The sequence below is a fragment of the Paenibacillus sp. FSL R7-269 genome (assembly GCF_000517865.1).
Classification (GTDB): Bacteria; Bacillota; Bacilli; order Paenibacillales; family Paenibacillaceae; genus Paenibacillus_AQ.
The window spans coordinates 120546-132709 of sequence record NZ_ASPS01000004.1 but is presented as its reverse complement, the minus strand read 5'-3'; the positions used below and the strand labels follow the sequence as shown (position 1 = coordinate 132709).

The 12164-nt window shown below is 54.4% G+C and carries 9 protein-coding genes; 2 read left to right on the top strand and 7 right to left on the bottom strand.

The features are described 5' to 3' along the window. The first annotated feature begins 22 nt into the window (after window positions 1-22). On the top strand, window positions 23-3790 hold the full coding sequence (locus C162_RS01745) for an Ig-like domain-containing protein (protein WP_036690615.1): 3768 nt from the start codon (window positions 23-25) through the stop codon (window positions 3788-3790). A 104-nt stretch (window positions 3791-3894) separates the two neighbouring features. Here the strand turns inward: C162_RS01745 and C162_RS01740 are convergent, their stop codons facing one another. From C162_RS01740 to C162_RS01725, 4 genes are all read right to left on the bottom strand, one after another. Further along, the gene (locus C162_RS01740) at window positions 3895-5778 is read right to left on the bottom strand and encodes an FtsX-like permease family protein (protein ID WP_036690579.1); all 1884 of its coding nucleotides are present in this window, start codon (window positions 5776-5778) and stop codon (window positions 3895-3897) included. After that, on the bottom strand, window positions 5750-6517 hold the full coding sequence (locus tag C162_RS01735) for an ABC transporter ATP-binding protein (protein WP_036690577.1): 768 nt from the start codon (window positions 6515-6517) through the stop codon (window positions 5750-5752). The genes C162_RS01740 and C162_RS01735 overlap by 29 nt, the downstream gene beginning before the upstream one ends. A 99-nt stretch (window positions 6518-6616) precedes the next feature. Then, window positions 6617-7615 (bottom strand): sensor histidine kinase, encoded by a 999-nt coding sequence (locus C162_RS01730; RefSeq protein WP_036690575.1) that lies wholly within the window; start codon window positions 7613-7615, stop codon window positions 6617-6619. Continuing rightward, window positions 7612-8316, bottom strand: coding sequence for a response regulator transcription factor (locus C162_RS01725; RefSeq protein WP_036690574.1), 705 nt, complete (start codon window positions 8314-8316; stop codon window positions 7612-7614). The genes C162_RS01730 and C162_RS01725 overlap by 4 nt, the downstream gene beginning before the upstream one ends. 255 nt (window positions 8317-8571) lie before the next feature. On the opposite strand from C162_RS01725, the gene C162_RS01720 reads away from it, so the two are divergent. Further along, on the top strand, window positions 8572-9204 hold the full coding sequence (locus C162_RS01720) for a class I SAM-dependent methyltransferase (RefSeq protein WP_162174433.1): 633 nt from the start codon (window positions 8572-8574) through the stop codon (window positions 9202-9204). An 86-nt stretch (window positions 9205-9290) separates the two neighbouring features. Here C162_RS01720 and C162_RS01715 read toward each other — a convergent pair whose 3' ends face one another. The 3 genes from C162_RS01715 to C162_RS01705 all read right to left on the bottom strand — a co-directional run bounded on the left by C162_RS01715 (window position 9291) and on the right by C162_RS01705 (window position 12091). Beyond that, window positions 9291-10256 (bottom strand): MBL fold metallo-hydrolase, encoded by a 966-nt coding sequence (locus C162_RS01715; RefSeq protein WP_036690571.1) that lies wholly within the window; start codon window positions 10254-10256, stop codon window positions 9291-9293. Window positions 10257-10370: 114 nt separating this feature from the next. Beyond that, window positions 10371-11525, bottom strand: coding sequence for a glycoside hydrolase family 88 protein (locus C162_RS01710; protein ID WP_036690569.1), 1155 nt, complete (start codon window positions 11523-11525; stop codon window positions 10371-10373). A 107-nt stretch (window positions 11526-11632) separates the two neighbouring features. Then, window positions 11633-12091: a hypothetical protein gene (locus C162_RS01705; RefSeq protein ID WP_036690568.1), complete on the bottom strand. Its 459-nt coding sequence runs from the start codon at window positions 12089-12091 to the stop codon at window positions 11633-11635. Window positions 12092-12164 lie beyond the last annotated feature (73 nt).

Here is a 12164-nt window from a genome sequence, read left to right as displayed (position 1 = left end):
GTTGAAAGGAAGAGGAGCCTTGGTGAAAAAAAGTTTGCTTGCTGCCCTTGCAGCCAGTCTGCTGCTGATGCCGTTTCTGCCGTTTGAAGTCCCTGCCTATGCGGAGGGGGGAACGTCCGGGACGGCTTTTTATGTGGCTACGAATGGAAGCGATTCTAACTCTGGGACGCTGAATGCCCCATTCCAGAGTCTTGAGAAGGCGCGCGATACGATCCGTACGCTGAAGGCGGAGGATGGACTGCCGGACGGCGGAGTCACCGTGTATCTGCGGGAAGGAAGGTATGAGCGGACCTCCAGCTTCGAGCTGCGTGAACAGGACTCCGGCGAAGCTGACAAGCCCGTCACGTATACGGCTTATCCGGGAGAGGAGGTCACGCTGTCCGGCTCCCGCCAACTCGCCAAGTCAGCCTTCGTTCCGGTTACCGACACGGCCATTCTCAGCCGGATCATCAGCCCGGAGGCGCGAACGAAGGTGCTGGCCGCCGATCTGGGAGCGCTCGGCATTACCGATTACGGCGAGCTCAGCCGGCACGGGTATTATCTGGCCAATGATCTGAGCGAGGTGCCGCCGATGGAGCTGTACGTGGCCGGGCAGGGCATGACACTGGCCCGCTGGCCGAATGAAGGCACGGTCCAGATGGATGAGATTCTTGATCCTGGCCCGACCCGGAAGGACCCGAACGGCGAAGTGCATACGCGAGGCGGAACCTTCACCTACACGTATGACCGTCCCCAGTACTGGACGCAGGCTGACGACATCTGGCTGGACGGGATCTTCGGTTATAGCTGGGAATGGTCGTACAACAAGATTGCTTCCATTGATACGGCTGCCAAAAGCATCACTCTCCGCTACGGGGAGATGAGCGGGATCTTCAAAAACTGGTACCCGGATTTCCACTTTGCGCAGAATCTGCTGGAGGAGATCGACATGCCCGGCGAATATTATATTGACCGCCAGGCCGGGAAGCTGTATTTTCTGCCGAACGCGGAATTTACTGCCGGGAATCCGGATATTGAAGTCACGATGCTGAAGAGTCCAATGATCAACGCCTTGAACGCCTCGTACATCGACTTCTCAGAGCTGGTGCTGGAGAACGGCCGCGATTCCGCAGCGGTGTTCATGGGCGGCAAGCAAATGCGTATTCTGAACAGCGAGATCCGCAATTTCACCAACAGCGGGGTGCTGGTCAATACCCAGAGCCGGTTCTATTACAATAACTTCGAAGGGGCACCGGGAACGGATCACGCCGTTGTCAGCACGCATATTCATCATATCGGCGGCACCGCCGTCACGCTGACTGGGGGCAACAAAACGACGCTTGCCCCGGGGAACAACAGGGTGGAGAATTCGCATATTCACGATTTTGCCTACTATCACAAAGCCTATAATCCCGGAGTACTGCTGTCCGGCGTGGGCAACCGCATGTCGCACAATGAGCTGCATGACGCACCGCATCCCGGCGTGCTGATCTTCGGCAATGATCATAACGTGGAATACAACGAGATCTATGATGTATGCACGACCTTCTCGGATCTCGGCGCGATCTATATGAACGCGGGGGAACAGCCCCATGAGCGGGGAACGGTAATCCGCCGTAATTACTTCCATAACATCGGGGAGAGCAAAGCGGGTGTAGAGGGCGTATACCCGGACAATTTCACGATGGGTCTGACTATTGACGAGAATATCTTTTACAAGATGGGTAATTCCGCTATTAAAAATAACGGCGGCGCCCATATCCTGACCCGTAACAATATCTTCATTGACAGCAAAATTCCGTATGACTATGCGGATATGTTCCTGGGCGATGAGCCGGATGATCAGGTTCCGCTGAATTATATGCCGAAGTGGCAGGCCTTGTTCGCGGCGAATAATAATTTCACCGGAACGCCTTATCTGGCCAAATATCCCGAGCTGGCGGATTTCTTCACGGAGAACCGTTATTATCCTGACACCAATACGTTTCAGGGCAATGTTATCTACAACCCGTCGGTTCCGCGCAGTGTAACGACCAATGTGTACGGGGCTTATGACAAGTTCGGCCTGGTCCAGTATGCTAATAACTGGGTTACTGCGGGTGATCCGGGCTTCACCGACCTGGCGGGAGGCGATCTGTCGCTGCGGCCGGATGCGGATGTATATGATGTGATTCCCGGCTTCCCGGACATTCCGTTCGGCGAGATCGGCGTTAACGGTAAGGCAGGTACGACAGCCGGTGCGGACAGCTATCCCGTGCAGGGGGTCAGTGTCTATGACAGTGAAATTACCGTAGACCGCTGGAAAACGGTGAAGCTGCGGACGGCGGTTCTCCCCTGGAATGCGGATAATCCGGCCTTGACCTTCACTTCGGCTGATCCTGCTATCGCGGCAGTGGACGGGGCAGGAACCGTGACCGGCCGGACGGTAGGGACCACAGTAATCACGGTGGCTTCGGCGGAGAATCCGCTGCTGAGTGCGACGGTTACGGTTCATGTGGAGGCCGGCGATGGCGTGATGGACTTCACGGATTTCGAGTCCGGCGCGAACGGCTGGCTGCAGGATGCGAACCGCAGCATTGAGAAGATTGGCACGAACCGCTGGTATAAGATTCTGAACGGAGCCTCCGCCCTTAGCCCCAAATCCTTCTCAGACTATGAGCTGAGTTTCAAGGTGAAGACCCCGGCGGTGATGGGCGATAACGCGACTCTGTATATCTTCGACCGCCAGGCCGGAAGCGGCTCTACCCGGATCGGCTATAAGACCCGCGCGGACGGAAGCTCCGCCTGGCTGCTGTACAATTCTGCCTGGACGGTGCTAAAGGAAGTGAAGCTACCGGGGCATGACCTGCAGCCGGATACGGAATATGCGGTCCGCATGCTGGTGAAGGGCGGCGATATCAGCGTCTATCTGGACGGAGCGTTCCGCCTGAAGGGCAATGACCCGGGGCATAATGCGGAAGGGAAGGTTGGCTTCTATGTCAGCAATGTCAGCCAGATGCACTTCGATGACATTCAGTTCAGGGAGCTGACGACAACGCTGGCCGGGATTATTCCGGCAGAGAATAACGTGCGTCTGGCCGCAGGGGAGCAGCAGCAACTGCAAGTCTCCTTCGATCCTGCGGATACGCCGGATACTGGGGTGACCTGGCAGTCTGCTAACCCGGCTGTAGCAACAGTGAACAGTACGGGCGTTGTGAGCGCCGTATATGAAGGACAGACCGTGATCACGGTGGTCTCAACGGCCAATCCGCTGATTACAGCCGATATTGCCGTAACGGTTTCCAATATCATGCATGAGACAGACTTCGAGAACGGGGGCAACGGCTGGCCGGTGGACCCGAACCGCAGCATTGCCGCTGATTCGGACGGCAACCGCAGATATAAGCTGCTGAACGGTGCCACCGGACTGCTCGACCGCAGCTTCACCGCCTATCAGCTGGAGTTCAAGCTGAAGACGCCCGTCGTGATGCCGGATAACGGCATCCTATACATCTTCGACCGCCAGGACAGCAGTGGCTCTACCCGTATCGGGTACCGGACCCGCGCAGATGGATCTTCGGCCTGGATCTTGTATGACACGGCCTGGCAGAAGCTGACCGAGACTGTGCTGCCTGGACATGACCTGCAGCCGGATACGGAGTATGCGGTGAAGGTAACGGCGAAGGGCGGGGACATCGCCGTATTTGTAGACGGCGCACCAAGGCTCTCCGGCAGCGATCCGGGCCACCGCCCGTCCGGCAAGGTGGGCTTCTACACCACCGGCTTCGCCTATCTGCTGTTCGACGACATCACGTTCTCGGTGATGCCATAAGGGGAATGGGTGCTCTTCTGCGGACCGGTGCGATTAGAGATAAATCATGGATACGGCAAGAAGCCGCTCCCTTACGGGGCGGCTTCTTTGCCTTGCGCGGCCGTCTATCCGGCCAGCGCCGACCGGATCTGCCTCGTGTAGAACAGGCGGACAATGAAGAAGTAGATCACCTGAATGAAGAAGAACAGGCCCAGCACAAGCAGGGACTCCCTGAATATGGAGTATTGGAACATATGTGACAGTGCGGTAAGGGCAACGGCTCCATGCACAAGCGCGACAACGATCGGGGCGAAGAAGAGCAGGCTGATCTGGCGGTTCAATATCCGGCCCAGCTCTTTGTCACTCAGCCCCAGCTTGGAGATGGCCTTGAACTTCTGCTTATCCTCATCCAGATCGCTGTACAGCCGGAAATAGAGAAAGCTGCCGGCAGAGACAAAAAATACGATTCCGACAAAAAAACCGATGAACATCACGGGGCCAAAGCTGTCATTGGTCTTGGAGGTTAAATACTCGAGCGCATAAAAAATATACTGCTCATCATAGGGAAGCTCATTCGTCAGCTTTGCACCTGCCTTCTCTGCTCCCGGCTGTCCAATCGCACCGTGCCATGCATAATAACGGCTCACTTTGAGCGGCTGTCCAAGCTTGCGGGTCCACTCATCGGGGACGACGTAATAACCGCTGACTCCCCGTACGGCCCAAGATACGACAGCCTGATCCGCCTCGATGACGATTCCTGGCTGCAGCTCGACCGGCTGATTGAGCATGTCTTCCCCCTCGCGGGACAGGCCGAAATCTACAACGGCTGCTTTCCCTGCGGTAAGCCGGATGGGATTTAGCCCCAGCAGCCCGGCTACGCTGTTGTATTCGGATTGCTTCACCAGAACCAGTGTCTGGACGCTATCTGCAGCCTTATAATAGTTAAGCTTCAGACTCATTTTTTCGGCAGCAATCCCGGCTTTGCCCAGGCTTTGGTCAATTAGCTGTATATGGGACTGTGCCTTGCTGTCCCCGTCCAGGGACTGATAGGTGAACAGATAAGGGTTCTTCTGCGTAAGCGCTCCGTTTATCATCGACTGGAATCCGTACAGGGCTCCTATCGCGCTGAAGGATACGGTAGAGATGATGGCGACCAGGAAAAAGGAACGTGCGTTGTCCTTCATCCGGTAGGAAAGATCAGAGAGCAGCAGCATATTGGTTCTGCGCCAGAATAGCTGCTCACGCGCCTTCAGCTTACGGATCAGGTACACACTGAGCTGTGTGAATAGCAGATAGGTACCGATCGACACCATAATGACCACCGGCGCGAGCAACAACACCACACTCAGACCACTCGCCCGAAGGGACAGGAAGTAGCTGATTCCCAGCAGCGTTACCACCAGCAAAGACAGCAGAAGCGAGGCCTTCGGCTCCGGCTTGGGCTGACGGTTTGAATGGATGAGCGTGATCAGCTTGCCGCTGCGCAGCACCGTAGAGATGAACAGGGAGATCAGGACGAATAGTAGCAGGAAGGAGATCAGTGTCAGCACCATCGCCTTGAACGGGAAATAGAATTGCAGTGGCTCATTAAGCGCAAGCACATTCTCCCCGGCAAGCAGAATTCCTTTGGCAAAGATAAGGCCTAGTCCAATGCCGCTGACCGTCGCGCCTGACCCGACGATCATATTCTCCAGAAAGATCATCCGCCGCAGCTGCCGGACCGTCATGCCATGCATCATCATCAGCCCGAACTCCCGCTTGCGCGATTGCAGGAAGGCGCTCATGGAGTAGAGCACGAAGAAGAAGGAGAACACATAGATCACCCATTTGGAGACCGAAAGAGCAAGAGCCGCACTGGATTGAATATGTTCCCCGCTCAGTACCGGATGATAGGCGAAGATGGAGAAGGTGAAGAAGACCATTACCGTAAACATACTGCTGAGAAAATAGGCGGTGTACAGGCGTTTGTTCCGGGAGACGTTACGGAATGCGAACTGGCGGAACGTCATGGCTATACCCCCCTAACAGCGAAAGTGTATCAATAATTTTCTGGAAAAAGCTCTGGCGGTTATCCCCCTGGTGGATCTCTGTATAGAGCCTGCCGTCCTTAATGAATACCACGCGGTGACAATAGCTGGCGGCTACAGCGTCATGAGTAACAAGCATCATCGTTGTGGACTGCTGCCGGTTGAGCGTTTCCAGCAGATCCATCACATCTTTGGCTGCCTTGGAATCGAGATTTCCGGTAGGCTCATCGGCCAGCAGCAGCTTCGGAGCATGAATCATGGCTCTGGCGATCGCAGTCCGCTGAGCCTGTCCGCCGGAGATCTCATAGGTGCGTTTATTCATAATGGAGCCAATCCCCAGCTTCTCGGCAATGTCCCGGGCCTTTTGCTTCATTTCACTAACCCGGGTCCCATCCAGGGTCAGCGGCAGCACTATATTCTCTTCGACAGTCAGGGTATTCAGCAGATTGAAATCCTGAAAGACAAAGCCCAGCTCGCGGCGGCGGAAGACTGCCAGCTCATTTTTGTCCAGCTTGCCCGTGTCCTTATGATTGATCCTAATGCTTCCGGTAGTCGGAACGTCCACGGTGGCAATTATATTCAGGAGCGTTGTTTTTCCGCTGCCGGAGGGTCCCATAATCCCCACGAATTCTCCGGCTGCGATGGTTAAGTCAATGTCGGTCAAGGCCCGGTAGGCCACGTTTCCTTCATAGATTTTACTGACCTTTTGAACCTCCAGCATAAGGCTGTACTCCCCCTCACTTGTTCTGTAACCAATATACCGGAGACGGCAGCGTCTCAACTATCGATTTAGATGTCACTTTTATTACACGTCTGTAAGCTAAGTATCCGCCGTCAAAATAATCCGCACCACCGTTCCTTCACCAGCCGCCGATTCCAGCTCAAGCCGGTGCCCGAGACGGTCGGCGGACTCCTTCGTCAGATACAGTCCCATTCCTGTAGACTCCCGCAGCCCGCGCCCGTTGCTGCCGGTGAAGAAGGGGTCGAATACCCGTTTGAGATCAGACGCCTCAATACCAATGCCCCGGTCCTTAACCTCAATAACTGCCTCCGGTCCTCTTATATAGCAGGATATAGTGATTTTCCGGCCGGTCTCCGTATTAGCCGCCGCTGAATATTTGATGGCATTGTTCATAATTTGCGACAGCATGAAGAACAGCCATTTCTCATCGGTCTGGGCGGTAAGGCCGTGAGTTGGGGCTTGGACCTCGGGAAAGATATGGCTGCGGATGAACAGGCGTCTGTGATCATGGACCACCTCGTTCACCAGCTTCGGCAGGACGACAGGCCTGATGTGGAAATCCTTCTCAAAAGCCCGCAGCCTGGCCATATACAGAACGGTATGCAGTCCGCTGCGCATACGCTCCAGCTCCTCGCGGATGCTGGCAAACTCCGGCTCGTCCATATTCTGCACGGTCAGCTCGATGACTGACAAAGGCGTCTTCATCTGATGGACCCATTGGTCGATGAAAGTCAGATGCTGCTCCTGCTGCTGCTTCACCGCCGTCAGCTGCTGCTGATAGTAGCCGTATTGGGCATGCAGCAGCTGCTCCAGCGCTGTGGATACAGGGTGGTTCTCCAGCTTCTGAAAGGATTCGTCCAGCGTCTCCAGAGGTCTGCTGAGGCGAAGATAATAACGGCGCCTGCTGATATATTGGTAGATGAGATAGCAACTGAGGAAGAAGAAGCCAATAAAGACCGCATAGAGCGCGGTCGGCAGATCGCGGTAGCCGTCCAGCCAGTAAATGGACAGCATAGCACCGAATTGCACGATCTGCACAGCCAATAACAACATATGCTCACGGAGAAACAGCTTCATGGCTGGGCCCCTGACCAGCTGTTGTTCAGCCGGTATCCCGAACCCCTGACGGTAAGCACAGCATCCTCCATCCCCAGCTCCTGGAATTTCTTGCGGACCCGTGCGATATTCACGTTCAGCGTGTTCTCATCCACAAAAGCCTGCGGGTCCCATAGCTTCTCCAGCAGCGCTTCCCGGCTGGCAACCCTCGGGTAACGCTCCATCAGACTCTCAATGAGATCCGATTCCTTGCGGGTAAGAGGCACGACCGCCTGCCCGTACTGCAATTCAAGCCTTTCAGGATACAGAATCAGCCCTTCCTTCTCCAGCATCAGCTCCTCGCGCTTAGCCGCATATTCCCCGTAAGCGCGGCGGAGATGGCTGTGGATTTTGGCCAGTACAATCCCTGAGTGAAAGGGCTTCGTAATATAATCATCCCCGCCGTTCTCCAGCGCCATAATCTGGTCCATCTCCCCATCCCGCGCCGAAATGAACAGCACAGGACAAGTAGAGATCTTTCGGATCTGCCGGCACCAGTAATACCCGTCATAGCTGGGCAAATTCACATCCAGCAGCACCAGATCCGGCCTTACCTGTTCAAATTCTTGTAGCACCTGACGAAAGTCTTTGACCCTGCCCCCCTCATAACCATACTTCTCAATCGCTGACAGCAGCAGGTCTGCAATCTTCGGATCATCTTCCACGATCAGAATTTTGGACATCTCTAAGGCTCTCCTTATCTTGTTCAGTTAAGTACATATATAACACGGGTGAGGGAGTAAGGGAAGTTAGCGGGGAGGATGGTTGGAAGTCATAAAGAGTGGAAGTGCTATAACATTAGGCTCACTACCCGCAGCAGCAACTTTTATTTTAACCATTCTGTGCCTGGAGACAGACATAGAGGATCGTATACCATTTAGGTACCGGGAGTTAATGAGAGTATAACGGCCCGAGAGCTTTTTATGAAAGGAAACTATATGCTAAATCACCTGTTTTCACTTGCCAGACAACCTGTGCTCTGGCAACGAAGCGTTGAACCCTTTTGGAATGACGGGTATATCTCGAAGCAAATGCTGGAAGCTCATCTGAATCCGGACTGGGAAGCGGCGAGCCGCAGGCATAGCGATATTGACTGTTCAGTGAAGTGGCTTAGCCGTCTGATCCCGCCGGGAAGCCGTATTCTTGATCTTGGTTGTGGACCGGGGCTCTATACCAAGCGTCTCTTTGAACAGGGGTATAACGTAACGGGACTTGATTTCTCAAGACGTTCAATCGCCTATGTGTTCACGCAGAAGACGAATTGGAGTAAGCAGGCCAGTACCTCGTGGACGGTGCATCCAGACGGAGGTTTTTGGAATGCTGAACCGCATGTATGTCTCGAAGCGTCTTATTTCTTCGAGGGGCATACCGTAGAGGCCCGTCAGACCCTCATACTTGCCGATCATGAGCTGCATCATTATTTGATCTGGAACACGGTGTTTACACAGGAGACTCTTGCGGATGAAGTGTTGCCTTGGGGATTCCAACCGGACAGTGTTTACGATGATAGTTGCGGCAGTCCGTATACGGGGGGAGCAGACACGCTATGTTTTGTACTTAGGAAAGGATAATATGCATAGGAAAAGCAAGAAAAGAAGGGATATGCTCTTCTTTTCTTGCCTCGTCTAGTTACACGATATACGCCGAATGCTCTCTGTTACTCCCCTGATGCAGTAATCAGTTCATAGAGCTTATTCAAATTTGTCCTGAAATAGGTTGTGAAGTACCAAGCCCGGTATTTTTCAGGGATTTCGATCTCTTCAATACTCTGCTGATTCTGAACGGCTTCGGTCACGATGGCGATCATTCTGCTTATGTATCCCTTCACCGCATGAAGCTGTTGCAGGGAGCAGACCTCACCATGCCCTGGTACAATCGTCTCCACGTCCAGCGATTCAACCTGCTCCAGAATATACAGCCATTCCTGAGGATTGGCATTGGCTAGAACAGGGTGGTGGTTCGAGAGTACGAGGTCCCCGATAATGACAATTTTATCTTCCGGTAGGTACACAATAGCATCGCTCTGCGTGTGTCCTCCGCCATATGTAATGAGCTGCGCGCTGCGGTTGCTGCCATGAATGGTCATATGCCGGTCAAAAGTCACGCTCGGTACTGTATGAACCAGCTGCGGCAGCATGTTCACGAACTCACGGTCCGTTGCATTCTCCCAAGCCATTTCTTGCTTCAGCTTGCTATCTGTCTCCTGCTCGCCTTGCAATTCCGCTTCCCGGATCGCCTCTAGCATCTTCTCTCTGTTGTTCTGGTACTGGGCTACCCGGTCTCTGGCGAATGTATTCATCGTCTCACGGGTGCCTGATGTTGCAATCAGCTGAGCGTCAGGCACAAACACCTGATTGCCAGTAGTATGATCGCTGTGCCAGTGTGTGTTGATTACATAGGATACAGGGTTCCCTGTGAGATGCTCAGCAGCAGCCTTCAAATCCTGTGCTGCTTCCAGCGTCGCGAATGTGTCCACCACCAAAGTGAGTCCCCCCAGGTCAATAATGGCCGCGTTTGCGAGTGAGCCTGTGCCTGGAACCGCAACCGCTGCAACGGTGCTGTCTGCAATATATTGCAGCCGGAAATGCCTGGAGCCTTCAAATGATTCAATCCTGTTCAGCATAGTAATCTCTCCCTTCCAACATGGGAATATACTATACGCTACAAGAGTCCGCTAGACAATATTTTTTTCCATAAAGTAGGATGTGTAATGCTCCACCAATCTGGGATCAAAAGGTCAGATCGTTGTATTTTGTGTAGTCTCCCGCTCATACCAATACCCCGGAATTCCCCGCGCAAGACGCAGCAGCGCCTCCAGGAAGAAGTAATCGCCCCAGATCATGAAGTCATCCGGGGAGGCGTTGCCTCTGACCGAATAGGAGCCGTGCCGCAGAAATCCCTCTTCTGACGGGTGGCCTGCGGTGAAGTAGCGATTGATCAGCGAGTCCATGGATTTGTTCACGGCGTCACAGAAATAGTCCCGGTCGGGATCATTCTCCGGCAGATGCTCCAGCAGCTCTAAGAGACCGCATACGGTGATGGCAGAAGCGGAGCTGTCGCGCGGGGTGCCTTCCTGCTGCGGGGCATCGAAATCCCAATAGGCTACATGGTCGGCGGGGAGATGCTCCACGAAGTAGCGGGCCATTCTTTTGGAGGCTTCGAGGTAATGAGGCTCCTGGAAGCTGCGGTAGGCGAGAGCGAAGCCGTAGACACCCCAGGCCTGTCCCCTCGTCCAGGTGGAGCCGTCCTGATACCCTTGTGCCGTACCTCCACGAAGGGCATCCCCCGTCTGCTGGTCGAAATAAAAGGTATGGTAAGAAGAGTCATCGCCCCTCACCAGGAAGCGGCGGCTTGTCTCGGCGTGGATACGGGCAGCCCTGGCATAGACCGGGTCGCCGGTCTGTTCACTGGCCCAGCAGAGGAGCGGCAGATTCATCAGGCAGTCGATGATGATCCGTCCCCCGTTGTCTTTGTCGCCTTCGGGCCCCCAAGCCTGAAAGAGCTGCGGACAAGGACGCCAGCGCTTCATCAGCTGGTCCGCTGCCTGCAGGGCGAGCAGACGCGAGGCTTCATCCTTGTCTGCAATCCAGCGGGCCTTGGCCGAGAGAGAGTACAGGAAGCCGATATCGTGATGATCCAGTGCCTGCCCGTCCAGCATGCGCTGGTGGAAGGAATCGGTCGCCTGGATGGCGGCGGCATGAATCTCCGGGTCCCGGCTGTATTCATAGCTTAGCCATAAAATCCCAGGCCAGAAGCCCTCTGTCCAGTTGGTGTGGCCGGTCAGATGATATTTGCCGTCCCCCATACTTACAATCGGAAATCTCTCCCCAAATCGCTTCACATTAAGCCGCGTAGTCGTAAGTGTCTGCTCAATCGCCTGCTCCCAGTTCATACCCGCCATAACCTCCATAATATCGCTATAGTGTGCTTAACCCTATTATAAGCCGATCAAGCTGTAGGTTTGTTGCGCAAAACTATAGTTATATTGCGGATCTGCTATCAACGGAGCTGCCCGTAGACGCTCCAGCTGTTGACTAAATGACCGGCGGCGAACAGACAGGCCGAAACAATGAACAACCAGGACTGGAGCCAAACGCCAAGCAGCAGGAAATAGAGGGCCGGGAAGACGGCCATAGGAACGGGGATGCCCAGCCAGGGCTTGAACAGCGCCGTAAAAGCTCTCCCGCTCCGGAAATAGCGCACCCAGCCGCCGTAGTAAACCAGCAGGCAGAGTGCCATCAGTACAGCGGATACTCCCAGGGTCTGAGCAGAAATCAATCGGCCGAAAAGAATGGGTAGCATGAAGCAGGTAATCTGCCCTGCCCGCTCCAGGAGCGTGAAGACCAGCGGGGCGGAGTTCAAGGAGTCAGGAACACTCCGGGGCGGGAAGAATAGGAATATAAGATTCGGCAGTAATACGAGTAAAGAGATGATAAAACCCAGAGCATGTAGTCCCATCGCAGAAATCCGCCTTCCTCTGTGCAATGATAGTGGCCATACCTGACAAATACATAGCATATCTCTATAATTG